This is a genomic window from Pseudomonas nitroreducens NBRC 12694, from assembly GCF_002091755.1.
GTDB classification, from domain to species: Bacteria; Pseudomonadota; Gammaproteobacteria; order Pseudomonadales; family Pseudomonadaceae; genus Pseudomonas; species Pseudomonas nitroreducens.
Genome location: NZ_BDAI01000001.1, coordinates 1,165,256 through 1,190,231 on the forward strand (window position 1 = coordinate 1,165,256; position 24,976 = coordinate 1,190,231).

Genomic DNA, 24,976 nt, shown 5'->3' on the forward strand with positions numbered 1-24,976 from the left:
GTCAGTCGATGCGCACGTGCTCGGCGAGGAAGTCGAGCACCGCGCGTACCCGTGCGGGCAGGTGCCCCGGCTTGCCCAGGTAGAGCGCATGCATGGGCTTGCGATCACCAGGGTTGAAGTCCGCCAGCACCTCTACCAGCCGGCCGGCAGCAATATCTCCGCGCACCTGAAACTCTGCCAGCCGCGCCAGCCCCAACCCGGCCAGCGCCAGGCGACGCACGCTGTCACCGTCGCTGGCCAGCAGGTTGCCGCAGGGCTCAGGGGCATCCGCCGGCTTGCCGAGAAATGGCCAGTCCGGCTCGACGCGCCGGTAGCTGAAGCCCAGGCAGTTGTATTCGTCCAGCTCACGCGGATGCTGTGGCGTACCGTGCCGAGCCAGGTACTCGGGTGCGGCGACAATCTTGTGCCCGGACTCCCCCAGTGAACGCGCCACCAGCCGCGAATCCCGCAGCGGGCCGCTGCGCACGGCGACGTCTGCACGCACTTCCAGCAGGTCCACCACTTCATCGGTCAGTTGCAGGTCGAGGCTGACGCCGGGGTAGCGCTCGAAGAACAGCGGCAGCGCCGGAATGAGGAACTGCCGCCCCACCGGCAGGTTGCAACTGATGCGTACCCGGCCCAGGGGCTCGGCGCTGGCCGAGGCTTCGCGCTCAGCTTCGTCCAGGTCGGCGAGGATGCGCAGGCTGCGCTCGTAGAAGGCCGCGCCCTCGGCCGTGAGCTGCTGGCGTCGGGTGGAACGGTTGAACAGCCGCGCGCCGAGGCGATCCTCCAGGCGCGCCACCAGCTTGCTCACCGCCGAGGGTGTCATCCCGCACTGCTGCGCGGCGGCGGTGAAACCGCCGGTTTCCACCACGCGGATGAAGACTTCCATTTCGCCGAAGCGGTTGACGTCAGGGCGCGCCATGTTGAATTCAATTCACAGGTGATTTGCTCAAAGGCAGTCTATATCAGCAATACGCGCGGGGATAAGGTGGCGCCCATTCTTCACTGTTTATGCAAATCAGCCAGGGAGAGCCATCGTGCCCATTGCCTTGTATGCCTTGACCGCCGGTGCCTTTGGCATCGGCGTTACCGAATTCGTGATCATGGGATTGCTGCTGGAGGTCGGCCAGGACTTCGGCGTGTCGATCTCCGCTGCCGGCCTGCTGATCTCCGGCTACGCCCTGGGCGTGGTGCTCGGCGCGCCGCTGCTCACCGCCCTCACCGCGCGCTGGCCGCAGCGCCGCACGCTGCTGGGGCTGATGGTGATCTTCACCCTCGGCAACCTGGCCTGTGCCCTGGCACCGGACTACGCCACGTTGATGGCCGCGCGGGTGCTGACCTCCTTCGCCCACGGCACCTTCTTCGGCGTCGGCTCGGTGGTCGCCACCAGCCTGGTGCCAGCCGAGCGCCGCGCCTCGGCCATCGCCCTGATGTTCACCGGCCTGACCGTCGCCACCATCCTCGGCGTCCCGCTCGGCACCTGGCTCGGCCAACTCTATGGCTGGCGTGCGGCCTTCTGGGTGGTGACCGGCATCGGTGTGCTGGCCCTGGCGATTCTGGCGATCTACCTGCCGCGCAACGGCGCCCCGCCGCCGGCCGGCAACCTGCGCGACGATTTCCGCGTGCTGAAGCGCCCGGCCGTGCTGCTTGGCCTGCTGACCACCGTGCTCGGTTTCGGCGGCGTGTTCACCGTGTTCAGCTACGTGTCGCCGCTGCTGACCCGCCTTGCCGGTTTCTCCGAGAGCGCCGTGTCGCCGGTGCTGCTGGTGTTCGGCGGCGGCTTGGTGCTGGGCAACCTGCTCGGCGGCAAGCTGGCCGACCGCAGGCTGGTGCCCGCCCTGCTTGGCAGCCTGGTGGCACTGGCAGTGGTCATGGGGTTGATGAGTTTTGCGCTGCAGAACCAGATCGCCGTGGTCGTCTTCATCGCCCTGCTCGGCGCCGCCGGCTTCGCCACCGTGCCACCGCTGCAGATGTGGGTGCTGGAGAAAGCCCATGGCGCCGGCCAGAGCGTGGCGGCCAGTTTCAACATCGCCGCGTTCAACCTCGGCAACGCGCTGGGTGCCTGGCTCGGCGGCATGACCATCGACCACGGCCCCGGCCTCGCCGCACTGCCCTGGGTCGGCGCCCTGCTGCCAGTGGCGGCCATCGCCACGGCGCTGATCTGCCTGCGCCTGGAGCGCGGCCCGGCGCTGCCGGCGGGCACCGTCCAGCAGGCACGGTGAACGATCGGCGAATCCGCACTGTCGAGGAAAGGGGCGCGCACTGTCGCGCCTCTTTTCTTTTCCCACAGACGGAGGGCTCGCCCACCCATGCTGGTTTCGCTTCAGGCTCTGCGGGCACTGGCCGCCTGGCTGGTGGTATTCCATCACTTCATGCAGGTGTTCTTCGATTTCCGCGCCGACAGCCTCGGCGGCAGATTGCTCTCCACCCGTGGCCAGGTCGGCGTCGACATCTTCTTCGTCCTCAGCGGCTTCGTGATCCACCTTTCCAGCGCCGGCCGACCGATGTCGCCGCTGACCTTCCTGGTCCAGCGCCTGGCCCGCGTCGCCCCGGCCTACTGGCTATACACGGCGATCACCGCGTTGATCATCTACGCCTTCGCCGACGTGATGCCGGCCTACGGTGTCGGCGGCAAGTCACTGCTGCTGTCCATGCTGTTCATCCCCAGCGAGAACCCCGGCGGCTTCGGCAAGTACCCGGTGCTACCGGTGGGCTGGACGCTGAACTTCGAGATGCTCTTCTACGGCCTGTTCGCCCTCTCCTTCCTGGTTGCCGAACGCTGGCGGCCCTGGCTGGTGACCGCACTGGTGCTGCTGGTGGCGCAGGTACTGGCGCGCGAACCGTGGGTCAGCAACTTCTACCGCAACCCGATCATCTTCGAGTTCCTCCTCGGCCCGGGCCTCGCGGCGCTGTACCGGCGCGGCTGGCTGAACTGGCCGCGACCGCTGGCGCTGGCGACAGCCGCCATGGCAGTGACGACCCTCTTGCTGTTCCCTGCCGACCATCCCTGGCGCCTGCTCACCTGGGGCCTGCCCGCCGCCGCGCTGCTCGCCGCCTGCGTGGCGCTGGAACCACTGTTCGAGCGCAACCGGGTGCTGCATGCGCTGGGTGACTGGTCCTATTCGGTCTACCTGCTGCACGTGATCGTGCTCTGGCTGGCCGCGTACTGGCTGCATGAACGGCTGGGCCTGACGCCCTACCAGACGCTGGGCATCAGCGTGCCAGCCATCCTGTTGCTGTCCTGGCTGAGCTACGAATGGGTTGAACGGAAGATGGCCCGCCAGGTGCGCACGGCCTATGCGCGCCTGGCCGAGCCGCTGGCCGCCAGGCGCACTCAGACCGGATCGCTGTAGACCAGGCGGTTGCGCCCCTCGGCCTTGCCGCGATACAGGCGACGGTCGGTGCAGCGGTACAGTTCGTCCGCATCCAGCCCATCGCCCGGCCATTCGGCGAGGCCGAAGGTGGCGGAGATCGGGATACGCTGGCCGTGGTACATCAGCGGCGCCTCGTCGATATCCCGGCGCAGGGACTCCACCAGCGGCTTGGCGTCGAAGCGGTCGGTGAAGGGCAGCAACAGGCCGAATTCCTCGCCGCCCAGCCGGCCGATCAGGTCGGTGGCGCGCAGGCGGTGGCGCAGGCGATTGCACAGGTGCTGCAGCGCCTTGTCGCCGGCATCGTGGCCCCACTGGTCGTTGATGTTCTTGAAATGGTCGACGTCCAGCACCACCAGCACAAGCCGCGTCTCGTAGCGCGCCGCCTCCTGGATGCAACGGCGCAACGTGCGCTGAAAACTCTCGCGGCTGGCCACGCCAGTCAGCGCGTCGGTCAGCGCCAGGTTCCGCAGCTGCTTGTAGGCGGCCGCACGCCGCTCCTCGTACACGTGCATGAAGGCGATCACCAGGACGCCACAGAAGATGCCATTGCCGATGTCGATCAATCCCGGGGCATCCAGGCGCAGGTGATTGGCGTGCAGGTACATGACCGTGGCGATCAGCATGAACGGCACGGCAAGCAGGAAGCCGCGCCACTTGCCCAGCAGCAGGTAAGCCATCACGGGCATCAGGTAGACCCAGACGAAGGCCGATGCCGAAGCGTTGGGCATGACGATGATGTAGAGGATGAAGCAGAAGGTCGGCAGCAGGTAGGCGATGATCCAGGGCACCAGGCGCGTTACCCGCTTGAGCCGCTGCGTGGCCCACAGCAGCAGGCCGCAGGTGGCCAGTTCGGCGCCGGCCAGCCAGTAGTTGCCGGCGAAGCACTGGAGAATCGAGAACAATCCCAGCGTCGCGCCGGTACAGGTAAAGATCAACCGCATCAGCAGACGATGGTCTGCCTCCTCCAGGCCGGTCGGTCCGGCGCTGGACTCGAACAGATGGTCGGGATCGCTGTTGCGGTGCATCGCCCTGCTCCTTGGCTCAACCGCCCGGCGGGTCGGCCTCGATGGCGGCGGCCGAGCGCTCCAGCCCGGCTCACGTTTGCTGAAGACTACTCCAAATTCCTACAGCGCGTTGCCAAGCCGACGGAAACCCGCCGGATGGGCTAGCCTAGGCTGCATTGTCCATGGAGGAAATCTATGCGTTCGATTCTTGCCGTCCTGTCCGTGCTCGCGCTTTCCGGTTGTGCCTCGTACCAGAACGACGAGGTCCATCCCGTCCCCACCGACCGCCTGCTGGCCTACCAGCAATCCGGCAAGGACAGCGTCAAGGTCGACGTCACCCGCGACGTCGGCTATCTCGGTGGCGGCTGCTACGTCGCCATCACCATCGACCACGAAATAGCCGCGCGCATCGGCAAGGGCGAGTCGGCCAGCTTCCACGTGCCGGCGGGCAAGCACGTGGTCGGCATCATCGGCGACAAGGACGGCGAAGGCCTGTGCAGCAAGGCCATGCTGCGCCGCGAACTGCTGGTGCCGCTCGAGCCGGGCGGCAACAACGCCTTCCGCATCGTCAGCGACAACCGCACCGGTTTCGACATCAAGCCCGCCGTCGAATAACCGCCTGGCGCGCCTCAGCCGTTCAGACGGGCAACGAGGCGCGCCTGCAGCTTCTCCAGTTCAGCCGCCTCGGCCTTGTTCGCCGCGTGGATGCCCAGGCCCTCGCCGGCATAGCGCGGGACGATGTGCACGTGGATGTGGAACACCGTCTGCCCGGCGGGCGCGCCGTTGAACTGGGCGACCTGCACGCCATCGGGATTGAGCTCTTCGACGATCACGCCGGTCAGGCGCTGCACCACCCGCATCACCTTGGCCAAGGCGTCGGGGTCGACTTCGAGGATGTTGCGCGCCGGCGAGTTCTTCGGAATCACCAGCGCATGGCCGTAGGACTGCGGGAACAGGTCGAGGAAGGCGAGCACGTCGTCGTCCTCGTACAGCTTGTAGCAGGGGGCCTCGCCGCGAATGATCTGGGCGAAGATGTTCTGCGGATCGTAGGTGCCGTGCAGGCTCATGGTGGGTTCCTTCTCCGTTGACTATGGGGCCGCACCTTACCTTTTTGTCGCGTGCGGGTCATGACCGGCCGCTTCCGGAGGTCTATCCTGAGGCCTTCCGCTGCTTTTCCCAGTGACCTGACCGGAGTATGCATGTCAGACCTTTCCGCGTTCCCCATCACCCGCAAATGGCCCGCCGAACACCCTGACCGCCTGCAGCTGTACTCGCTGCCCACGCCCAATGGCGTGAAGGTGTCGATCATGCTGGAAGAGCTCGGCCTGCCCTACGAGCCGCACCTGGTCAGCTTCGAGCGCAACGACCAGATGAGCCCGGAATTCCTGTCGCTGAACCCGAACAACAAGATTCCGGCGATCCTCGACCCCAACGGGCCGGACGGCCAGCCGCTGGCGCTGTTCGAGTCCGGCGCGATCCTGGTCTACCTCGCCGACAAGACCGACTCGCTGATCGCCCCCGGCGCCAGCGGTCGCTACGAGACGCTGCAGTGGCTGATGTTCCAGATGGGCGGGATCGGCCCGATGTTCGGCCAGATCGGCTTCTTCAACAAATTCGCCGGCAAGGACTACGAGGACAAGCGCCCGCTGCAGCGCTACGTCGACGAAGCCAGGCGCCTGCTGGCCGTGCTCGACCAGCGCCTGGAAGGCCGCGACTGGATCATGGGCGAGCGCTACACCATCGCCGACATCGCCACCTTCCCGTGGATCCGCAACCTGGTCGGTTTCTACGAGGCGGGTGAGCTGGTCGGTTTCGAGAACTTCCAGAACGTGAAGCGCGTGCTGGAGCGCTTCCTGGCGCGGCCTGCGGTGCAGCGCGGGCTGAACATCCCCAAGCGCGACTGACGGTTCATACCCTGTAGGCGCGAGCTTGCTCGCGAACCCATTTCCGGCAGCTAAAGCTGGGCAGGTTCGCGAGCGAGCTCGCTCCTACAAAGAGCACGAAAGTCGCAGCCCGGACAACGCGAGCCTGACCGTCAGGCCTCGACCTGGCTCCACTGCTTCGACAAGCGCTTGTCCGACACCGGAATCTTCGTCCCCAGTTGCTGGGCGAACAGCGAAACGCGGTACTCCTCCAGCATCCAGCGATAGAGCACCAGCTCCGGGTCGCGCTTGCCTTCCTGGGCGTGCTTGGCCAGGCGCGCCGAGTACTGTTCCCAGTAGCCGGCCATCTCACCGCTCCACACGCGGTCGCGCTGGACCTGACCGGCGACCTTGTCCAGACGCTGTTCCACAGCCTTCAGATAGCGCGGGATTTCCTTCAGCCATTCCAGCGGCGTGTCACGCACGAAGCCGGGGTAGACCAGCCTGGCCAGTTGCCCCTTCACATCGTTGAGCGGCACCGTCATGGCCAGGTCGACCTTGCCCTTGAAGCGCTTCTGCAAGCCATGCCAGAGCTTGAGGATTTCCAGGGTCAGGCGGGCGATACGCTCGGCGTGCTCGGTCCAGGCGCCGCGCTTCTTCTCGGCCAGTGACGCGAGGCCGGCGCCATCGCGCGGCAGGTTGGCTTCACCGTCGAGAATGGCGCTGTCCAGGCTGGCCAGCAGGATGTCTTCCACCAGCGACTCGACCCGGCCCAGCTCGCGATAGAGCAGACCCATGTCGGTCTGCCCCGGCAGCTTGCTGCGCAGGAACTTGGCCGGCTCGGCGAGCTGTTGCAGGAGCAGGCGTTGCAGGGCGCGGCGGTGCTGGTAGTCGGCCTCGGCCTGGGTCGGGAAGCGGTTTTCCTTGACCACGCCGGCCTCCTCCACCAGCGCCGGATAGACCGTCATCGACAGCCCGGCGACCTTCTGCTGGACCTTTTCCGCGACCCCGGCGAAGCCCTTGGCTTCCACCGGTTTCTGCGGCTTGTCGGCCTGCGGGATCGCCAGCGCGGCCTGGCTGGCCTCGGCGAAGCGCGCGGTGAGTTCCACCAGATCACGACCTGCGCCAAGGAACTTGCCACGGGCGTCGACCACTTCGATGTTCATCCGCAGGTGGCTTTCCACCTGGGTCTCGGCTTCCGCCCAGGCCTCTTCCGGCACACGGCTGCCGGTCATGCGCTGCAGCTCGCGGCCGAGGGATTCGGACAGCGCGCCCTCGGCGAAGACCATCTTGCCCAGCGCCGCCCGGACGAAGTCCGGCACCGGCACGAAGTTCTTGCGGATGGCCTTGGGCAGGCAGCGCACCAGCTCGATGCACTTGGCTTCCAGCAGGCCCGGCACCAGCCATTCGAGGCGTTCGGCAGGCAGTTGCGGCAACAGTGGCGCCGGCACGCGCAGGGTCACGCCGTCCCGCACGTGGCCCGGCTCGAAATGGTAGGTGAGCGGCAACTGCAACTCACCCAGTTGCAGGCGATCCGGGTAAAGACCGGCAGTGACTTCACTGGCATCGCGGGCGAGGACATCTTCCTCGCGCATGATCAGCAGGTCCGGTTTTGCCTTGTGCTCGCGCTCGTACCATTTCTCGAAGCTGGCAGACTGGTAGATATCCGCCGGCAATCGTTCGTCGTAGTAGGCGAACAGGGTTTCCTCGTCGGCGAGGATGTCGCGCCGGCGCGCCTTGGCTTCCAGCTCGTCGAGCTTCTCCAGCAACTGGCGGTTGGCCGACAGGCACTTGGCGCGGCTGTTGATCTCGCCGCGCACCAGCGCCTCGCGGATGAACATCTCGCGGGACACCGGCGCATCGATCGGGCCGTAGTGCACGGCGCGGCGGCCGATGATGATCAGGCCATACAGGGTGACCTGCTCGTAGGCCACTACCTGGCCGCGGCGTTTCTCCCAGTGCGGTTCCAGGTAGTTCTTCTTCACCAGGTGCCCGGCCAGCGGTTCCAGCCAGTCCGGCTCGATCTTGGCGACCATGCGGGCGAACAGCTTGGTGGTCTCCACCAGCTCGGCGGCCATGATCCACTGCGGCTTCTTGCGGCCGATGACGCTGGAGGGATGAATCCAGAAGCGCCGCTGGCGCGCGCCGAGGTAGTCGCCCTCCTCCGCCTTCTGGCCGATCTGGCTGAGCAGGCCGGAGAGGATCGCCTTGTGCACGGCGGCGTAGTCGATGTCGCGGGCCTTCGGCTCATCCGCCTTGGCGACCGGCTGGCGGCCACGGTTGTCGTGCGGCTTGGCCTGCTCGCGGACGGGTTCGTTCTTGCGCTGGGCACCGTCCGACTTCGAGCCGAAAGGCAGCTGCAATTCGCGGCAGATCAACGTCAGCTGGCGGTGCGCATCGCGCCACTCGCGCAGGCGCAGGTAGTTCAGGAAGTTCTTCCGGCACCAGTTGCGCAGCGGGTTGGAGCCCAGCGCCTGGCGCTGCTCCTCGAAGCCGCGCCAGAGGTTGATCAGGGCGGCGAAGTCCGAGTCCGGGTCCTTCCACTGTGCGTGGGCCTGGTCGGCGGCCTGCTGGCGATCCATCGGCCGCTCGCGCGGGTCCTGCACCGACAGCGCGCTGGCCACGGTGAGGACTTCCGGCAGGCTGCCCAGTTGTGCGGCCTCCAGCAGCATGCGGCCCAGGCGCGGGTCGATGGGCAGGCGCGCGAGCTGGCGGCCCAGCGGTGTGAGCTGGCCCTCGCGGTTCACTGCCGAGAGCTCCTGCAGCAGGGTGAAGCCGTCGTTGATCGCCTTGCCATCCGGCGGCTCGATGAAGGGGAAGGCCTCGATGTCGCCCAGTCGCAGATGGAGCATCTGCAGGATCACCGCCGCCAGGTTGGTGCGCAGGATTTCCGGATCGGTGAAGGCCGGGCGACCGTTGAAGTCTTCCTCGCTGTACAGGCGCACGCAGATGCCCGGCTCGACCCGGCCGCAACGGCCCTTGCGCTGGTTGGCGCTGGCTTGCGAGACGGCTTCGATGGGCAGGCGCTGGACCTTGGCGCGGTAGCTGTAGCGGCTGATGCGCGCCGTGCCGCTGTCGATCACGTAGCGGATGCCCGGCACGGTCAGCGAGGTCTCGGCGACGTTGGTAGCGAGCACGATCTTGCGCCCCGGCATGGGCGCGAAAATCTTCTGCTGCTCGGCCGGCGTCAGGCGCGCATACAGCGGCAACACTTCGGTGTGGCGCAGGTTGGCCTTGCGCAGCATGTCGGCGGCGTCGCGAATCTCGCGCTCGCCGGGGAGGAACACCAGCACGTCGCCGGGGCGCTTGCCGATTTCGCGCTCATGGGCGGCAATTTCGTCCAGCGCGCGGAGGATGCCCTGGTCCACGGACAGGTCGTCGAACAGCGCCTCGCCGTCCTCGTCCACTTCCGCGGCGAGCGGTCGATACCAGGTGTCCACCGGGTAAGTGCGGCCCGAGACCTCGACGATGGGTGCATCGCCGAAATGCTTGGAGAAGCGTTCGAGGTCGATGGTCGCCGAGGTGATGATCAGCTTCAGGTCGGGACGGCGCGGCAGCAGCGTCTTCAGGAAGCCGAGCAGGAAGTCGATGTTCAGGCTGCGTTCGTGGGCTTCGTCGACGATGATCGTGTCGTAGCGTTCCAGGTAGCGGTCGTGCTGGGTCTCGGCCAGCAGAATGCCGTCGGTCATCAGCTTGATCAGCGTGCTGTCGTCGCTCTGGTCCTCGAAACGCACCTGGTAGCCGACCAGCGAGCCCAGTGGCGTGCCGATTTCCTCGGCGACTCGGGTCGCGACACTGCGCGCGGCCAGGCGGCGCGGCTGGGTGTGGCCGATCAGGCCATGGGTGCCACGGCCCAGCTCCAGGCAGATCTTCGGCAGCTGGGTGGTCTTGCCCGAACCGGTTTCGCCGGCGATCACCACCACCTGGCTCTTTTCCAGCGCGGCCTTGATCTCGTCGCGCTTGGCGGCGATGGGCAGGCTGTCGTCGTAGCGAATCTTCGGAATGCTCGCACGGCGCGCCTCGACCTTGGCACAGGAGGCCTGGAAACGCTCGGCCCACTGGGCGAGCTTGGCGTCGTCCGGGTGCTTGCGCAGTTCGTGGAGCTGCCGGCGCAGGCGATGGCGGTCGCGGATCAGCGCATGGTCCATGCGCTGCAGGAGCTGTTCGGGAGTCGGCGTGGTTTCTGGGGTCATCGGCTTCGCTGGCGTATGCGCGGGAAGCGGCGCAGCGCAAACGAGCGAGGCCGGTCCCGGAAAATGGGCTGTCATGGCGACAATCCGTGGATTGTCGCAGAGGACCGGCAAGGGCTGCCACGCCGAATGCGTTGCGGCCCGTATTGGCAGGGCGTCGCGCCCCGCCGGGAGTCAGGCCTGCTGGTGCTCGCGCAGCTTGGCCAGGGCAATGGCCAGTGCCGCGCCGCCGAGGGTCTTGATCAGCGTGGGATGCTGGGCATAGAAGTGGCCGATGCTTTCGACTACGCCGGGGTTGGCCTTTTCCGCCTGGGCGGCCATCACCTCCACCTCCGACGCGCTCAACTGTCCGGCCTGTTCCGGCGTCAGCTGCGTCGCGCCCGGCTGCAGCACCTTGCCCAGGCCGCCGCTCATCATCTGGGCGAGCAGTGCCGGGCCAGCGGCGGCCAGCAACTGATTCAGCATGCCCGCACGCTGCACATCGCTGGACTGGCCGAACAACTGGCTCACCGTGTTGGCGAAAGGCGGCGTCTGATCGGAATGGAACATGGCGGTGAGGCTCTGCCCCAGTGCGCCGGTGGGCGCATTTTCAAGGTGCTCGTCCAGATTGCCACCGACGGCACCGACCACTTGCTGCAACAACGAATCCATCAGACTCATGGCGAATTTCCTCAGCTCTTTTTGGCGAACAGCAGGTGGTAGAGGACGAGCAGGGCTACGGCGCCGATCACCGCGCCAATGAAGCCCGTGGACTCGTCGGGTTGGTAGAAGTGCAAGGCCTGGCCCGCGAAGGTCGCCAGCAGCGCGCCGGCAATACCCAGGGCAGCGGTGATGAAGAAGCCCAGGGAGTTGTTCCCGGGTGCCAGCCACCGCGCAACAAGCCCCGCAACGAAGCCGATACAGATTGTCCAGATGAGGTGCATGGCGCTAGAACTCCGTGACAGTGGGAACGTCGGCCGAGGCTACGAGCAGCGCTGCCATGGAGGTATCGGTGATTTCCGAAAGTACCGCGGGGAATGTTGACTGTCTCCAGCGCGGAGGCGCCGGTGAACGATCTGGGGGGCAGACGTGCCATCGGCTAAGGAGCCGGTTGTTCGGACCGCCGTTGAATACGCCACTGGCCTGGCGTCCCCGAATCGGAGCGCAAGCTCCCATCCATGGGCGCTTGCGATTCCCTAGCAATGCAATGCCGCCAGCGCGCGGCTCCGCTCAGATGCGGAACTGCCCCACGAGCTGGCGCAGGCGCTCGCCCAGGCCGTTCAGCTCGGTCGCCGTGCGCGCGCCCTTGGCTGCGTCGTCCGCCACGCTCTCCACGCCGCCGGCGATCTGGTGCACGCTGCGGTTGATCTCCTCGGCCACCGCGGTCTGCTCCTCGGCGGCGCTGGCGATCTGCGCGTTCATCGAGTTGATGGTGCCGATCAGCTGGGCGATGGCGTCCAGCGACTGGCCGGCCTGGTTGGCCTGGCCACGGGTGCGCTCGGCCATGTCGCTGGCGCGCTGCATGGCACTGACCGAGCCTTCCGTGGTACCGCGCAGGCGGTCGATCATCTGCTGGATTTCCCCGGTGCTCTGCTGGGTGCGGCTGGCCAGGGCACGGACTTCGTCGGCGACCACGGCGAAACCACGCCCGGCCTCGCCGGCGCGGGCCGCTTCGATGGCAGCGTTGAGCGCCAGCAGGTTGGTCTGCTCGGCGATGGAACGGATCACTTCCAGCACACCGACGATGCCCTGCACGTCCTGCCGCAGGGTGTCGAGGGAGTCGCTGCTGCTGCGCACCTCGCCCACCAGGTCGTTGATCTGCGAGACGCACAGGTCCACTTCGCGCTTGGCGGCCTGGCCTTCGCGATCGGTCTGTTGCGCTGCGTCGGCGGCCTGTTGTGCGCTGCGCGCCACTTCCTGCGCAGCGGCGGTCATTTCGTTGATGGCGGTGGCGACCTGGTCAGTCTCGTGGCGCTGCCCGTCCATCGCGCGTTCGGAGCGCTGCGCCTGCTGGGCCACATCGCCCACCAGACCCGACAGCTGGTTCGTGGTGCCGGCGACCTGCTGCACCAGTACGTGAATCTTCTCGACGAAACGGTTGAACGAGCCGGCCAGTTCACCCAGCTCGTCATGGCGGCCCAGGTTCAGGCGATGGGTCAGGTTGCCGTCACCGGCAGCCATGTCGTCGAGGTTATCGCGGACCTGCACGATAGGCTGCACGATGGCGCGGCTGAACAGCCCGGCGAGCAGGCCGATCACCACCAGCAGCGCCAGCGCCCCGCCACCCATGAGCAGCAGCAGGTTGTCGATCTTGGCATCGAAAGCGGCACCGGCCTCCTTCACTTCGCGCTCGACGTCGTCGAGGTTGAGGGAGGTACCGAACACCAGGTTCCACTTGGGCAGGTAATGCGCGTAGCCGATCTTCGGCACGATGGCATTGCCGCCCGGCAGGGTGAAGCTGTAGCGCACGTAGTGCTGGCCGCTCTGCCCCGCCGCCACCAGTTCGCGGATGGCGTAGACGCCGTTGGGATCGCGATAGCCGCTGAAGTCTTCGCCCAGGCGTTCGTCGCTGGTGCCCTGGAAGACGCGGATGGAGCGGGTGTCGTAGCCCCAGAAGTAGCCGCCCTTGCCGTATTCGAGGCGCTTGAGGATGGCGATGCCCTGTTCGCGCGCCGCGGCATCGCCCTGAGCAGCGGCCTGGTAGACAGGCCCGACGGCGGCCAGTGCCACGTCGACGAAGTTCTTCAGCTGGGCTTCGCGGTCCTGGGTAAGGTTCTCGCGGATCTGCGCTTCCTGCTGGGTCGCCAGTTGCTTCAAGGCAACGGTGGAAATCGCGCACAGCAGCAGGGTGAGGAGGAGGATCGGCACGATGGCCAGGAGCAGGACCTTGGCGCGCAAACGAAGGGCAGTGTTCAAGGCGTTCACCTCAGGCGGATAGGGGACATGGCTTCCTTGCCCCATCAAAAAACCCGCCTTGCGGCGGGTTTCTTATCTATCGGCTCAGGCTCTGATTTTCTTGAGCTCTTCGTCGCGCAATTCGCGGCGCAGGATCTTGCCAACGTTGGTGGTCGGCAGGCTGTCGCGGAATTCCACGGACTTGGGACGCTTGTAACCGGTGAGGTTGTCGTGCATGTGCTGCATGACTTGCTCCTTGGTCAGGGTGACGCCCGGCTTGGACACCACGAAGACCTTGATCGCCTCGCCGGACTTCTCGTCCGGGATACCGATCGCGGCGCACTGCAGCACGCCCGGCAGGGTGGCGAGCACGTCTTCCAGCTCGTTGGGGTACACGTTGAAGCCCGACACCAGGATCATGTCCTTCTTGCGGTCGACGATACGCATGTAGCCGTCTTCCTGGATGATCGCGATGTCGCCGGTACGCAGCCAGCCATCCTTGTCGAGGATCTCGTCGGTGGCTTCCTGGCGCTGCCAGTAGCCCTTCATCACCTGCGGGCCCTTGACGCACAGCTCGCCACGCTCGCCCAGTGGCAGGTCCTGGCCGTCATCGCTGATGACCTTGCAGAGGGTCGACGGAACCGGGATGCCGATGGTGCCGATCTGGATGTTCTGGAACGGGTTCACCGACACCACCGGGCTGGTCTCGGTCATGCCGTAGCCTTCGCAGATGGCGCAGCCGGTGACGTCCTTCCAGCGCTCGGCAGCAGCCTGCTGCAGGGCCATGCCGCCGGAGAGGGTCAGCTTCAGTGCGGAGAAGTCCAGCTTGCGGAAGCCTTCGTTGTTGCACAGGCCGACGAACAGGGTGTTCAGGCCGACGAAGCCGGTGAACTTCCACTGCGACAGCTCCTTGACCATGCTGGCCAGGTCGCGCGGGTTGGTCACCAGAATATTGTGGTTGCCGGTGAGCATCATCGCCATGCAATGGAAGGTGAAGGCGTAGATGTGATACAGCGGCAGCGGCGTGATGAGGATCTCGCAACCTTCATTGAGGTTGGCGCCCATCAGTGCCTTGCACTGCAGCATGTTGGCGACCAGGTTGCGATGGGTCAGCATCGCGCCCTTGGCCACGCCGGTGGTGCCGCCGGTGTACTGCAGCACCGCTACATCGTCGCCCTTGGGCGAGACTTCCGCCACCGCCTTGCCGCGGCCCTTGGCCAGGACGTCGATGAGCTTCTGCGCGTTGGGGATGCTGTAGGCCGGCACCATCTTCTTGATGTTGCGGACCACGAAGTTGACGATGAAGCGCTTGAGCGGCGGCAGCATGTCACCCACTTCGGTGACGATGACGTTGCGGATGCCGGTCTTGGGCAGCACTTCCTCGGCCAGGTGAGCCATGTTCGCCAGGCACACCAGCGCCTTGGCGCCCGAGTCGTTGAACTGGTGCTCCATTTCCCGCGCGGTATACAGCGGGTTGGTGTTGACCACGATAAGGCCCGCGCGCATGGCGCCGAAGACCACGATCGGATACTGGAGCACGTTGGGCAGTTGCACGGCGATGCGGTCGCCGGGCTTGAGGTCGGTGTGTTGCTGCAGGTAGGCGGCGAAGTCCCCGGAGAGCTTGTACATCTCGCCGTAGGTCAGGGTCTTGCCCAGGTTGCTGAAGGCAGGCTTGTCTGCAAAACGTTGGCAGGATTCTTTGAGTACCGCGAGGATGTTCGGGTACTGGTCAGCGTTGATCTCGGCAGCGATCCCCACTGGGTATTTGTCCTTCCAGAAATTGTCGGTCATGGAAGCCCACTCCTAAGCAACAGCTCATCTTTACCGCGTTCGCGGTTCTTTGTTGTGTTTATGTCGCTTTCCCCCGGCTCGGGGAGCGAAAAGCGGGCCGAGATTATCAGCTTTGGGAAACAGCGACCAGCACCAAACACAGCCTTGTCCGTAAGAAAAATGACCGAAGACAGGCTTTCCGGTCACCAATCTCCCATTCGTCGGAAAAGCCCGTCCCAGAAGGCTCGCAGCCTTGTTGGATTGTCTGACAAAGTGAGTTTCAGGGAAATGAAACCGGAAAAAAGAACGGGGACCGGTGTTCAGGCCAGGTCCCGCTCGGAAGGTTGAAATCGCAGTTTCGGATAGGCCGGTTTCGCATGGCTCAAGCGGTTGAAGCGATTCGCCGCCGGCGGCTGCTGTGAACAGCGTCTCAGGCGGCGCGCCCGGGTACGCTGCCTTCAATGATCTACCTCAACACCGGACCATTAAGGTTCCCGCACAGTGCTTATGCACTCTCCTGGAGAACCCTCATGTTTCCCGAATTCCGCGAAAAGATTACCCGTCTGAAAACCGAAGACCCGCATTTCGCCAAGCTCTTCCACAGCCACAACGACCTCGACCAGCAGATCAAGAACATGGAAGCGGGGATCACTCCCGCCAGCCATGACACCATAGAGACACTGAAGAAGCAGAAGCTGCAGCTCAAGGACGATCTCTACGAGATCCTGCGCAAGAAAGACGGCTGCTGCCAGTGCGGCAGCGGCGGCTGTGGTGGTTGACCCACTCGCGTCGACAATACGCCATAAAAAAGGGGGGGGCTGATTCAGGATCAGCCCCCCCTTTTCATTCACGCTCGCCTCAGGCGGTTTCGCGCAGCTCGCGGCGCAGGATCTTGCCCACCGGCGTCATCGGCAGAGCGTCCTTGAGCACGATGTGCTTGGGCACCTTGTAGCCGGTGAAGTTTTCCTTGCAGTAGGCCTTGAGTTCCTCGACGGTCACGCCGCCTTCGCGGGCGACGACGAACAGCTTCACCGCCTCGCCGGATTTCTCGTCCGGCACGCCGACGGCCGCGCAGTTGGCGACTTTCGGGTGGGCCATGACCACGTCCTCGATCTCGTTGGGGTAGACGTTGAAGCCGGAGACGATGATCAGGTCCTTCTTGCGGTCGACGATGCGGGTGAAGCCGTCCGGGTCGATCACCGCGATGTCGCCGGTGCGCAGCCAGCCGTCGGCGTCCAGCACCTCGGCGGTGGCTTCTTCGCGCTGCCAGTAACCCTTCATTACCTGCGGGCCCTTCACGCACAGCTCACCACGCTCGCCCAGGCCGACGTCGTTGCCGTCGTCGTCGATCACCTTCAGCGCGGTGCCCGGCACCGGGATGCCGACTGTGCCGAGGCGCGCCTGGTCGCCGTAGGGGTTGGTGCTGACCACCGGGGACGTCTCGGTGAGGCCGTAGCCTTCGACCACGGTGCAGCCGGTCATGGCTTTCCAGCGCTCGGCGGTGGCGGTGACCAGCGCGGTGCCGCCGGAGTTGGTGACCTTCAGGTTGGAGAAGTCCAGCTCCTTGAATTCGGGGCGGTCCATCAGGGCGACGAACAGGGTGTTCAGACCCAGCAGCGCGGAGAAGCGCCACTTCTTCAGTTCCTTGATGAAGCCGGGGATATCGCGCGGATTGGTGATCAGCACGTTGTGGTTGCCATTGACCATCATGCACATGCAGTTCGCGGTGAAGGCATAGATGTGATACAGCGGCAGCGGCGCGATCATCACCTCGTTGCCGACCTGCATCAGCGGCTTGCCGTCCGGCCCGTATTGCTGCAGACAGGCATGCACCTGCTGCATGTTCGCCACCAGGTTGCCGTGGGTGAGCATGGCGCCCTTGGCCACGCCGGTGGTGCCGCCGGTGTACTGCAGCACCGCGATGTCTTCCAGACCGACCTTGACCGGCTGCAGCCCATGGCTGCGGCCCTGACGCAGCGCTGCCTTGAAGGAAACGGCCTGGGGCAGGTTGTACTCCGGCACCATCTTCTTCACGTGCTTGACCACGGTGTTGACCAGCAGGCCCTTGAGCGCCGGCTGCAGGTCGCCCATCTGCGCTTCGATCAGGTACTCGATGCTGGTGTCGGGCAGCACTTCCTGCACCAGCTTGCCGAACAGGTTCACGTAGACCAGCGCGCGGGCGCCGGAATCCTTGAACTGGTGGCGCATCTCGCGGGCGGTGTAGAGCGGGTTGGTGTTGACCACGATGAGGCCGGCGCGCAGGGCGCCGAACACGGCGATGGGGTATTGCAGGATGTTCGGCATCTGCACGGCGATACGGTCGCCGGGCTTGAGGTCGGTGTGCTTCTGCAGGTACGCGCCGAAGGCGGCGGACAGGCGATCCAGCTCGGCGTAGGTCAGGGTCACGCCCATGTTGCTGAAGGCCGGGCGGTCGGCGAACTTCTTGCAGGAGCGTTCGAAGACTTCCACCACCGACTTGTAGGCGGTCAGGTCAATGTCGCTGGGCACGCCGGCCGGGCGTTTGTCGTTCCAGAAATCAGGTTGCATTTATTCTTGTCCTCGTACCTGAGCGAAACCGAACCGTCATTGCGGTCATTCGACGGAAGCTAGCAGTTCCTTTGGTCATCGCAAAGACTCCAGGCGGCGTCATAGACTGCGTGAATCTTGCTCCACCATCCCCGCTCAGCGCGGGATAGAGCCGGCGGCCGCCTGGGACGGGACTTGCACGACAATGGCCGGGAGCTATCCGCAATCCATACAGAAGATGTCCCGGCGTGGCAGAATCGCCCCGTCTGGCCCGCTCCATGGCCCCATTCCAATAAGAATCGACGAACAAGAACCAGGATGGACCCCATGCCCTACGCCGCCTACTGGCTCGCTGCCAGCGACGAGACACCGCTCTATACCCGCCACTGGGCGCCGGAAGGCCCGTCCCGCGGGGCCCTGATGCTGTCCCATGGCATGGCCGAGCATGCCGGCCGCTACGAGCGCCTGGCCCTGGCGCTGAACGCCGCCGGCTATCACCTCTATGCCATCGACCAGCGCGGCCACGGCCGCACCGCCGAGAACGGCGAGCTGGGCCATTACGCCGACCGCGGCGGCTGGGGCAAGGTGATCGGCGACCTGCACACGCTCAACCAGCATGTGCGCGAGGAACACCCTGACCTGCCGATCATCCTGCTCGGCCATAGCATGGGCAGCTACATTGGCAGCGCCTACCTGCTGCAACACAGCGCCAGTGTGAATGCGGCGGTGCTGTCCGGCTCCAATTACCAGCCGGTCGCGCTGTACAAAAGCGCTCGCGCCATCGCCCGCTTCGAACGCTGGCGCCAGGGCCCGCTGGGGCAAAGCGCGCTGATCGACTTGCTGTCCTTCGGCTCGTTCAACAAGGCCTTCAAGCCAAACCGTACAGCCTTCGACTGGCTCAGCCGCGACCCCGTCGAAGTCGACAAGTATGTCGCCGACCCGCTCTGCGGCTTCCGCTGCAGCAACCAACTGTGGGTGGACCTGCTCGGCGGCCTGGCGGATATAACGCCGGTGGAACATCTCTCGCGCATCCGCAACGACCTGCCCGTGCTGGTGATCGGCGGCGAACGCGACCCGGTCAGCCAGGGCAAGCGCCTGCGCGATCTCGCCCAGGCGATGACCCGCGCCGGGGTTCGTGACGTCCAACTGAAGATTTATCCCGACGCTCGCCACGAGTTGTTCAACGAGAGCAACCGCGACGAGGTCATCCACAACCTGATCGACTGGCTGGGCGTGCAGTGCCCGGTCCCGCAGGTCGAGAAATCCGAGGAGCCCCTATGACTTCCGTGCAGAACGTCCCCTATGAAGAACTCGAAGTCGGCCAGAAGGCCAACTTCAAGCGCAGCGTCGGCGAACGCGACATCCAGCTGTTCGCCGAGGTCTCCGGCGACCGCAACCCGGTGCACCTGGACGCCGACTACGCCGCCACCACCCAGTTCAAGGAGCGCATCGCCCACGGCATGCTCACCGGCGCGCTGATCAGCGCGGCAATCGCCACCACCCTGCCCGGCCCGGGCACCATCTACCTCGGCCAGAACCTGACCTTCACCCGCCCGGTGAAGCTCGGTGACGAACTGACGGTGGAACTGGAAGTGCTGGAAAAGCTGCCGAAGAACCGCGTGCGCATCGGCACCGTGGTGCTCAACCAGGACGGCAAGGCCGTGGTGAAAGGCGAGGCCGAAGTGATGGCGCCGACCGAGAAACTCGACATCGAACTGCCCGCCCTGCCGCCGATCACCATCGGCTGATGCAAATTCCGGGGCCGGCCATCCGGCCCCGGAAACTTGTATACAGTTTTCCCCTCGACTACCCTGCCCCCGTCACCTCACATCCATCCGGGATAACCGAAGGCTTCGTGCCCGAAACCCCTCACCGGGAATCGGAGCCGCCATGGACCTTCGACTGCTATTGCTGTCCCTTTGCACCTTCGCCGCCGGCCTCGCCGAGGCCATCCTCACCGGCATCCTGCCCTCTCTCGCCGACGACCTGAATGTCTCGCTCAGCCTCGCCGGCCAGCTCACCAGCCTGTTTTCCCTGAGTTTCGCCATCGCCGCGCCGTTGCTCGGCTGGCTGACCCGTGGCGCCGATTGCCGGCGGCTGCTGTTCATCACCCTGCTGGTGTTTGCCGCGTTCAATGCTGGCGCCGCGCTGAGTCCCGACTACGCCTCACTGCTGCTGATGCGCATCGGCATGGCCGCGTGCTGTGGGTTGCTGATCATGCAGGCCAGCCTGCTGGCGGTGGAGCTGGCGCCGCCGGGCCAGCGCGGGCGCGCCATTGGCCTGATCTTCATGGGCATCAGCGGCTCGCTGGTGTTCGGCGTACCAGCCGGCGTACTGGTCAACGACTGTTTCGGCTGGCGCTGGATCTTCGCCGCCATCGCCCTTTACTCGCTGCCACTGGCCGCCCTGCTGCTGCTCGCCCTGCCCCGCCGCACGCTGGAGAGCCCGGCCAATGGCGCAGCGTACAGGCGCCAGTTGCGCAGTCCGGCGCTGAATCTCGCACAACTGGTGTCGATTCTTCTGTTGGGCGGTCACTTCACCCTGTTCGCCTACATCACGCCCTGGTTCCAGCAGGTCGCCGGGATCACTGACAGCCAGAGCATTGCGCTGACCCTGTTACTGATCGGCCTGGCGGCCATCGGCGGCGGTTATCTGGGTGGCTGGCTGAGCGACCGGCTCGGCCAGCGCCGCGCGCTGATCGTGGTGCCGGTGCTGTTCGCCCTGGCGATGACGGCGATCCCGCTGAGCCTCGGACATCCGTGGCTGCTGCTCGGCGCGCTGATGGTCTGGAGCACCATCAGCTGGATGATTTCGCCAGCGGTGCAGAGCTACCTGCTCGCCAGCGACCCCGCCAGCGGCAGCGCCGGCGTGGCGCTGAACACCTCGGCCATGCACCTGGGCGTTGCCCTCGGCGCGGCGCTGGGCGGCGCGGTGATCAGCCTGGCCGGCATCGTCTGGACGCCCTGGGTCGGCGTCAGCCTGGTAAGCGCGTCGGTGCTGTGCGCGGCACTTTCCTGCTGGCTCGGGCGCGAACCGCATGCGCTGGGGCTCAGCGCTCCTTCACGGTGACGCTGGCGGTCATCCCGGCGCTCAGGTGTACGCCTTCGGGTACCGTGCCCAGGCGGATGCGCACCGGGATGCGCTGGGCCAGGCGCACCCAGTTGAAAGTCGGCTCGACGTTGGCCAGCAACTGGCTGTCGGGGATCGCGTTGCGGTCGGTGATGCCGCTGCTGATGCTTTCCACCGTGCCGTCGATGGCGATGTCGCCACTCATCAACACCACCTGCGCCGGCTGGCCGACACGGATGCCGGGCAGCTTGGTTTCTTCGAAGTAGGCGGTGACGTAGAAGGACTTCTGGTCCACCAGCGCCATCACCGGCTGGCCAGCCTGGGCATAGTTGCCCTGGGCCAGGCGCAGGTTGGTGACCTGGCCGTCGCGCGGGGCGCGCATTTCGCTGCGGGTCAGGTTGAGCTGCGCCAGCCGGACCTGGGCCTGGGCCTCGTCGAACTCGCTCTTGGCAATGGCGGCGTTGATCTGCGCGGTCTCCTTGTCCTCGGCACTGATGGCGGCGATGCCCAGCTTGTTGCGCCGCGAGGCTTCGCTCAGGCGCAGTCGATATTGCTGCTGGCGCGTCTCGGCGACGGCCTTGGCCTGCTCCAGGTTGGCGGCATAGCGCTCGTGGTCGATGCGCATGATCAGGTCACCGGCCTTGACCTGCTGATTGTCCTGCACGGCGAGGTCGGTGACCCAGCCGGATACGTCCGGGGCGATCACCACCACATCGGCGCGCACGCGCGCATCGCGGGTCCAGGGCGACAGCATGTAGTAGCGCCATAGCCAGGTGCCGGCCATGACAGCGGCAATGACCAGGATGACGGTGACCGCTACGCGAAAGGTTCCGCGCATACAAACTTCTCCTCTCAGGGCGCAGCGCTGAGCGCCCAGGTAATGGCGCAGAGAATCAGCACGAACAACGCGCAGTCGAACAGCGCCTCGTGCCAGATCCAGCGTCCGAAGGGGGTGGCCTGCAGCAGCAGGCGCAAAACCACGGTCAGGCCCAGGGCCAGCACCGCGTAAATGAACAGCGGACTCAGAAACACGCCACCCCAGCCGAACTCATGCAGTCCCATTGGCGTCCTCCAGACGGCACCACTGGCGCCAGGTATGGCGTAATTGCGCCAGCGCGGCACGGGCCAGGCGGTTGGATTCGTCGTCACCCTGCAGATCATGCGCGAGGGCTTCCTCCAGCGGCGGGCACAGGCTTTCCAGGCGCGGCTCGCGGCCCGCACCAGGGCCCTTTTCCAGCACGCTGCCCAGTGCACCGAGGAACTGATCACGACGCTTGCGCAACTGCCCCTGGGCGCCGTTGAGGCAGGCTCGCATGTGGATCAGCTCATTGCCCAGGTCAAGGGCGAACAGGCCGTCCTGCCAACGCCGCTGCTCTTCCTTGGGCAACAGAGTGTAGTGCCGCGCCAGACGGATCAGGCGGTCGGCCATGCGCCCGCCAAACCAGTTCTCGGCTTCGGCCAGCGGCCGCCGAGTCAGGCGTCCGAGATCTTCGCAGGTGGCCTGGATCAACCGGCGGTTGAGCCAGTCCGCCGGCAAGGTCAGCAAGCGGAACACCAGCACCGCAAAGCCCACGCCGATGACGATGCCCTGGGCCGAATTAAGCAGGTTGGCCAGGTCGTACTTCATCACGTTGCTGGGCGCTACGAGCGTGATGAAGTGGATCGAAAAGGACGTCGCCGTGCCCGCCAGCGCTGGCGTGGCCATGCCCAGCAAGGCGAAGAACAGCGGCACGCCCAGTGCCAGGCAAAGCAGCGGGAAGCCGTTCCACTGCGGCAGCAGCCATTGACTTACGACGGCAGCCGCCGGGATCGCGTAGAGAATGCCTCGCAGGAAACCCAGGCCGATGGTGACGGCATTGTCGCGGTTTGCGAACAGGCTGCAGATCACCGCCGCCAGCAGCATGCCGCCGGTGGCCGCCGGCCAGGCCGTGGCCATCCAGAAGGCCGACATGCCGAGTAACGCCAGCGCACTGCGCAGGCCGTAGAACAGCGCCATCAGCCCATCGCGGTGCCAGGACAGGGTACCGGTGGCAACATCGTCCACCCGACCGTCGGCTACCGCACGCATGGTCCGTTCCGAATCCACCGCCTTGCGCAGCAACAAGGCACAACGGGTCAGGCAGTAGCGCAGGTCGTTGGAATAGCTGTCGTCGGTGCCGGCCTTCTGCAGGCGCTCCTGCAACCCATGCATCACATCGACCTGGGGATTTTCCAGCGCGGCACGCAGCTCCTCGAACCAGGGCTGCAGGCGGGCACGGTCTTCCGCGTCCAGCACGCTGCGCTGGCGCGCTACACCGCGCGCGGTGCGCAGCAGGCTAAGCAAGTCACGGGAAAGAATCCGCAGCGCGCGTGAGCGCATGCGTCCGCGATAGCCCTCGAACCAGGCATGGTCGCGCTGCACGTCGACTTCGACAATCTTGCCCAGCGCCTGCAGCAGTCCCTTGATCTGCCGAGCGTCGGCATCGATCTCGCTGCGCGCGGCCTGCATGCCGGTAAGCCAGGTGGACTGGGCCTGCTTGTCCAGGTTGGCCTCGACGCGACGGGGCCAGAGGATGGCGCTGATGGCCGAGGCGCAGAGGATCCCCAGGCAGATTTCCGTGCTGCGCGCCACGGCCTGGTCGAACACGTCCAGCGGATGGTTGATCGCCGGCAGGCCGATGATCGCCACGGTGTAGCCCGATAACACGAAGGCGTAGGAAACGTGGTTGCGCAGGCTCGTCGACGCAGCCGTGCAGAGCCCTAGCCAGAGCGAGATGGCCAGCAGGAACAGCCAGGGCGTCTGGGCGAATAGCGCGATCATCACCACCGACATGACGGTACCGACCACGGTACCGATCAGGCGGAAAAGCCCTTTGGCCACCACCATGCCCGACAGCGGCTGGGAAACGATGAACACGGTCATCAGCGCCCACTGCGGCTGCTCAAGGTCAAAGCGGAAGGCGCACCAGAGCGCCAGACCACCGGCCAGGAGGGTCTTGATTGCGAATTTCAGCGCCAGCGTATCCGGCGCGAGGAATGCCTGCAGCGTAGGTCGCACGCGGTCTCTCGAAAGGGTCCGGGTCTATCGCTTAAAGATAGCCGGCAAAGAGGATGATGGAATCGTTGCTGATCATATTATTAGCAAGCTAACAATATGTCATCCCCACTTTCGTCAGGGCAAAAAAAACGGGCGACCTAAGTCGCCCGAAGTGCCTTGCGTGCTCTGTGAATCTGTAAGGATCAGCTCTTCTTGTGGCTGTCCTTCCAGATGAAAATTCCAACCCCGCCGAAGAAAACAACCATCAGTCCGACGGTAAGGATGCCTGCGAGAACCACTTCGTCGATGAACATGATGCTGGCCTCCTGTTGCCTACATCGTCTGGGGATGTGTGCAGATTACCGGCGGCCTGGCGGTGCAAATTGACCTGGATCAATGGACGACAAGGCGCTTTCCGGGGAGGCCCGGAGCACTGACGCAGGTCAAGTTTCGGAGGGGACGGGGTGCGGCGGGAAGCCGCGCAGGGCGGGGGTTTGCGGGTGAAGCGGGGGATTGGAGGCGAAGAAGCTCAGCGCTTCTTCGGCTTGCTCTTGCCCTTCTTGCGCGACTTGCCCAGCGGCAGTGCCTGCTCGAAGGCCTTGCGCACATCCTGCAGGCGCTTTTCGTGCACGTCGTGGATGCGCTTGTCGCGCTCGGCGGTGAAGTCGATCAGCTTGTCGTCGTTGCTCATGGCAGGGCATGCACCAGGCGGAAAGTCAGATTCAGGCGCGGCGCGACCGGACGGCGCGTCTTGGCGACCTGATGCTGCCAATAATGCTGCGTCGCGCCGGACATGACCAGCAGCGAACCGCCGGAAAGCTCCATGGAATGTTCGATTGTGTTTCGCCCCTTGCGCCGCAAATCGAAGCGCCGGGTCCCGCCCAGGTTCAGCGAGGCCACCACCGGATTGCGCCCGAGCTCCGGCTCGTCATCGCTGTGCCAGCCCATGGAATCCTGGCCGTCGCGGTAGTAGTTGAGCAGCACGCCATTGAAGCGCTGCCCGGCCGCCGCCTCCACCGCGGCACGAATCTCCGCCAGTAGCGGCGTCCAGGGCAGCGGCGCGTGGGTCAGGCCGGAATAGGTATAGAAGGCCTCGGGATCGCCGTACCAATTGACCAGGCGCGGCACCGGGTAGTCGCGGCCGTGCAGACGGACGAGCGGTTGCTCCCAGGGCGTCTCGGCCAGCAACTGCGCCAGCCAACGGGCGGCACGCGGCGGCGGGCACCAGTCGGGAATCAGGCGCAGCTCTGCATCGGGCAGCAGGATGGGGGCGTCGTCGAACAGCATGCAAGGCTCGGGCATTTAGCGA

Annotated in this window: 23 protein-coding genes; 8 read left to right on the top strand and 15 right to left on the bottom strand. The window is 65.5% G+C overall.

What is annotated here, in order from left to right:
* Position 1: 1 nt before the first annotated feature.
* Complete coding sequence (locus PNI01S_RS05575; RefSeq protein WP_084357565.1) at positions 2 to 904, bottom strand: LysR family transcriptional regulator; 903 nt, start codon at positions 902 to 904, stop codon at positions 2 to 4.
* Positions 905 to 1,019: 115 nt separating this feature from the next.
* Here PNI01S_RS05575 and PNI01S_RS05580 point away from each other — a divergent pair, with 115 nt between their 5' ends.
* Together PNI01S_RS05580 and PNI01S_RS05585 are read left to right on the top strand one after the other, a co-directional pair.
* Complete coding sequence (locus tag PNI01S_RS05580) at positions 1,020 to 2,204, top strand: MFS transporter (protein WP_084357566.1); 1,185 nt, start codon at positions 1,020 to 1,022, stop codon at positions 2,202 to 2,204.
* Between the two features lie 87 nt (positions 2,205 to 2,291).
* Positions 2,292 to 3,335, top strand: a complete 1,044-nt coding sequence (locus PNI01S_RS05585; RefSeq protein ID WP_084357567.1) for an acyltransferase family protein — start codon at positions 2,292 to 2,294, stop codon at positions 3,333 to 3,335.
* On the opposite strand, the gene PNI01S_RS05590 is transcribed toward PNI01S_RS05585, so the two are convergent.
* The gene (locus PNI01S_RS05590; protein ID WP_024764607.1) at positions 3,317 to 4,381 is read right to left on the bottom strand and encodes a GGDEF domain-containing protein; all 1,065 of its coding nucleotides are present in this window, start codon (positions 4,379 to 4,381) and stop codon (positions 3,317 to 3,319) included. The two genes, PNI01S_RS05585 and PNI01S_RS05590, sit on opposite strands and share 19 nt — an antisense overlap.
* A 174-nt stretch (positions 4,382 to 4,555) precedes the next feature.
* On the opposite strand from PNI01S_RS05590, the gene PNI01S_RS05595 reads away from it, so the two are divergent.
* Positions 4,556 to 4,975: a hypothetical protein gene (locus tag PNI01S_RS05595; protein WP_024764608.1), complete on the top strand. Its 420-nt coding sequence runs from the start codon at positions 4,556 to 4,558 to the stop codon at positions 4,973 to 4,975.
* A 14-nt stretch (positions 4,976 to 4,989) separates the two neighbouring features.
* On the opposite strand, the gene PNI01S_RS05600 is transcribed toward PNI01S_RS05595, so the two are convergent.
* Positions 4,990 to 5,427, bottom strand: coding sequence for an HIT family protein (locus PNI01S_RS05600; protein ID WP_065085771.1), 438 nt, complete (start codon positions 5,425 to 5,427; stop codon positions 4,990 to 4,992).
* 132 nt (positions 5,428 to 5,559) lie between these two features.
* Between PNI01S_RS05600 and PNI01S_RS05605 the strand changes: the two genes are divergently transcribed.
* On the top strand, positions 5,560 to 6,264 hold the full coding sequence (locus PNI01S_RS05605) for a glutathione binding-like protein (RefSeq protein ID WP_084357568.1): 705 nt from the start codon (positions 5,560 to 5,562) through the stop codon (positions 6,262 to 6,264).
* Between the two features lie 131 nt (positions 6,265 to 6,395).
* Here PNI01S_RS05605 and hrpA read toward each other — a convergent pair whose 3' ends face one another.
* From hrpA to fadD1, 5 genes are all read right to left on the bottom strand, one after another.
* Positions 6,396 to 10,415, bottom strand: coding sequence for an ATP-dependent RNA helicase HrpA (gene hrpA / locus PNI01S_RS05610; protein ID WP_084357569.1), 4,020 nt, complete (start codon positions 10,413 to 10,415; stop codon positions 6,396 to 6,398).
* Positions 10,416 to 10,586: 171 nt separating this feature from the next.
* Positions 10,587 to 11,072 (bottom strand): hypothetical protein, encoded by a 486-nt coding sequence (locus PNI01S_RS05615; protein WP_024764613.1) that lies wholly within the window; start codon positions 11,070 to 11,072, stop codon positions 10,587 to 10,589.
* 11 nt (positions 11,073 to 11,083) lie between these two features.
* Entirely contained in the window at positions 11,084 to 11,335 is a 252-nt protein-coding gene (locus PNI01S_RS05620; protein WP_024764614.1) for a GlsB/YeaQ/YmgE family stress response membrane protein, read from the bottom strand.
* A 286-nt stretch (positions 11,336 to 11,621) separates the two neighbouring features.
* Entirely contained in the window at positions 11,622 to 13,352 is a 1,731-nt protein-coding gene (gene ctpM / locus PNI01S_RS28895; protein ID WP_500690486.1) for a methyl-accepting chemotaxis protein CtpM, read from the bottom strand.
* 39 nt (positions 13,353 to 13,391) lie between these two features.
* A complete protein-coding gene (gene fadD1, locus PNI01S_RS05630; protein ID WP_024764616.1) occupies positions 13,392 to 15,077 on the bottom strand; it encodes a long-chain-fatty-acid--CoA ligase FadD1 in 1,686 nt (561 codons plus the stop codon).
* A gap of 509 nt (positions 15,078 to 15,586) precedes the next feature.
* Here fadD1 and PNI01S_RS05635 point away from each other — a divergent pair.
* Positions 15,587 to 15,835, top strand: coding sequence for an HP1242/YdcH family protein (locus PNI01S_RS05635; protein WP_024764617.1), 249 nt, complete (start codon positions 15,587 to 15,589; stop codon positions 15,833 to 15,835).
* 79 nt (positions 15,836 to 15,914) lie between these two features.
* Here PNI01S_RS05635 and fadD2 read toward each other — a convergent pair whose 3' ends face one another.
* Complete coding sequence (gene fadD2 / locus PNI01S_RS05640; RefSeq protein ID WP_084357570.1) at positions 15,915 to 17,603, bottom strand: long-chain-fatty-acid--CoA ligase FadD2; 1,689 nt, start codon at positions 17,601 to 17,603, stop codon at positions 15,915 to 15,917.
* Between the two features lie 306 nt (positions 17,604 to 17,909).
* Here fadD2 and PNI01S_RS05645 point away from each other — a divergent pair, with 306 nt between their 5' ends.
* From PNI01S_RS05645 to PNI01S_RS05655, 3 genes are all read left to right on the top strand, one after another.
* Positions 17,910 to 18,863 (top strand): alpha/beta hydrolase, encoded by a 954-nt coding sequence (locus tag PNI01S_RS05645; protein WP_084357571.1) that lies wholly within the window; start codon positions 17,910 to 17,912, stop codon positions 18,861 to 18,863.
* Positions 18,860 to 19,330, top strand: coding sequence for a MaoC family dehydratase (locus tag PNI01S_RS05650; protein ID WP_024764620.1), 471 nt, complete (start codon positions 18,860 to 18,862; stop codon positions 19,328 to 19,330). Before PNI01S_RS05645 ends, PNI01S_RS05650 begins: the two co-directional genes overlap by 4 nt.
* 142 nt (positions 19,331 to 19,472) lie before the next feature.
* Positions 19,473 to 20,651: an MFS transporter gene (locus PNI01S_RS05655; protein WP_084357572.1), complete on the top strand. Its 1,179-nt coding sequence runs from the start codon at positions 19,473 to 19,475 to the stop codon at positions 20,649 to 20,651.
* On the opposite strand, the gene PNI01S_RS05660 is transcribed toward PNI01S_RS05655, so the two are convergent.
* The 6 genes from PNI01S_RS05660 to PNI01S_RS05675 form a co-directional block, all read right to left on the bottom strand.
* Positions 20,632 to 21,489 carry an efflux RND transporter periplasmic adaptor subunit gene (locus PNI01S_RS05660; protein WP_024764622.1) on the bottom strand — a complete coding sequence of 286 codons (858 nt, stop codon included), beginning with the start codon at positions 21,487 to 21,489 and terminating at the stop codon, positions 20,632 to 20,634. The genes PNI01S_RS05655 and PNI01S_RS05660 overlap by 20 nt on opposite strands.
* A gap of 14 nt (positions 21,490 to 21,503) precedes the next feature.
* Entirely contained in the window at positions 21,504 to 21,713 is a 210-nt protein-coding gene (locus PNI01S_RS05665) for a DUF1656 domain-containing protein (RefSeq protein ID WP_037010214.1), read from the bottom strand.
* Positions 21,700 to 23,688 carry an FUSC family protein gene (locus PNI01S_RS05670; RefSeq protein WP_024764624.1) on the bottom strand — a complete coding sequence of 663 codons (1,989 nt, stop codon included), beginning with the start codon at positions 23,686 to 23,688 and terminating at the stop codon, positions 21,700 to 21,702. Before PNI01S_RS05670 ends, PNI01S_RS05665 begins: the two co-directional genes overlap by 14 nt.
* Before the next feature lie 182 nt (positions 23,689 to 23,870).
* A complete protein-coding gene (ccoM, locus tag PNI01S_RS28730) occupies positions 23,871 to 23,981 on the bottom strand; it encodes a cytochrome c oxidase subunit CcoM (RefSeq protein ID WP_024764625.1) in 111 nt (36 codons plus the stop codon).
* Positions 23,982 to 24,196: 215 nt separating this feature from the next.
* Entirely contained in the window at positions 24,197 to 24,358 is a 162-nt protein-coding gene (locus PNI01S_RS28485) for a hypothetical protein (RefSeq protein WP_089285726.1), read from the bottom strand.
* Positions 24,355 to 24,954, bottom strand: coding sequence for an alpha-ketoglutarate-dependent dioxygenase AlkB family protein (locus PNI01S_RS05675; protein ID WP_038803291.1), 600 nt, complete (start codon positions 24,952 to 24,954; stop codon positions 24,355 to 24,357). The genes PNI01S_RS28485 and PNI01S_RS05675 overlap by 4 nt, the downstream gene beginning before the upstream one ends.
* Positions 24,955 to 24,976 lie beyond the last annotated feature (22 nt).

Coding starts and splice junctions, on each gene's coding strand:
- ccoM (WP_024764625.1), bottom strand. CDS start 23,981: ATGTTCATCGACGAAGTGGTTCTCGCAGGCATCCTTACCGTCGGACTG.
- PNI01S_RS05650 (WP_024764620.1), top strand. CDS start 18,860: ATGACTTCCGTGCAGAACGTCCCCTATGAAGAACTCGAAGTCGGCCAG.
- PNI01S_RS05675 (WP_038803291.1), bottom strand. CDS start 24,954: ATGCTGTTCGACGACGCCCCCATCCTGCTGCCCGATGCAGAGCTGCGC.
- fadD1 (WP_024764616.1), bottom strand. CDS start 15,077: ATGACCGACAATTTCTGGAAGGACAAATACCCAGTGGGGATCGCTGCC.
- PNI01S_RS05655 (WP_084357572.1), top strand. CDS start 19,473: ATGGACCTTCGACTGCTATTGCTGTCCCTTTGCACCTTCGCCGCCGGC.
- PNI01S_RS28485 (WP_089285726.1), bottom strand. CDS start 24,358: ATGAGCAACGACGACAAGCTGATCGACTTCACCGCCGAGCGCGACAAG.
- hrpA (WP_084357569.1), bottom strand. CDS start 10,415: ATGACCCCAGAAACCACGCCGACTCCCGAACAGCTCCTGCAGCGCATG.
- PNI01S_RS05595 (WP_024764608.1), top strand. CDS start 4,556: ATGCGTTCGATTCTTGCCGTCCTGTCCGTGCTCGCGCTTTCCGGTTGT.
- PNI01S_RS05665 (WP_037010214.1), bottom strand. CDS start 21,713: ATGGGACTGCATGAGTTCGGCTGGGGTGGCGTGTTTCTGAGTCCGCTG.
- PNI01S_RS05615 (WP_024764613.1), bottom strand. CDS start 11,072: ATGAGTCTGATGGATTCGTTGTTGCAGCAAGTGGTCGGTGCCGTCGGT.
- PNI01S_RS05660 (WP_024764622.1), bottom strand. CDS start 21,489: ATGCGCGGAACCTTTCGCGTAGCGGTCACCGTCATCCTGGTCATTGCC.
- PNI01S_RS05635 (WP_024764617.1), top strand. CDS start 15,587: ATGTTTCCCGAATTCCGCGAAAAGATTACCCGTCTGAAAACCGAAGAC.
- PNI01S_RS05585 (WP_084357567.1), top strand. CDS start 2,292: ATGCTGGTTTCGCTTCAGGCTCTGCGGGCACTGGCCGCCTGGCTGGTG.
- PNI01S_RS05575 (WP_084357565.1), bottom strand. CDS start 904: ATGGCGCGCCCTGACGTCAACCGCTTCGGCGAAATGGAAGTCTTCATC.
- ctpM (WP_500690486.1), bottom strand. CDS start 13,352: ATGGGGCAAGGAAGCCATGTCCCCTATCCGCCTGAGGTGAACGCCTTG.
- PNI01S_RS05600 (WP_065085771.1), bottom strand. CDS start 5,427: ATGAGCCTGCACGGCACCTACGATCCGCAGAACATCTTCGCCCAGATC.
- PNI01S_RS05590 (WP_024764607.1), bottom strand. CDS start 4,381: ATGCACCGCAACAGCGATCCCGACCATCTGTTCGAGTCCAGCGCCGGA.
- PNI01S_RS05645 (WP_084357571.1), top strand. CDS start 17,910: ATGCCCTACGCCGCCTACTGGCTCGCTGCCAGCGACGAGACACCGCTC.
- fadD2 (WP_084357570.1), bottom strand. CDS start 17,603: ATGCAACCTGATTTCTGGAACGACAAACGCCCGGCCGGCGTGCCCAGC.
- PNI01S_RS05605 (WP_084357568.1), top strand. CDS start 5,560: ATGTCAGACCTTTCCGCGTTCCCCATCACCCGCAAATGGCCCGCCGAA.
- PNI01S_RS05620 (WP_024764614.1), bottom strand. CDS start 11,335: ATGCACCTCATCTGGACAATCTGTATCGGCTTCGTTGCGGGGCTTGTT.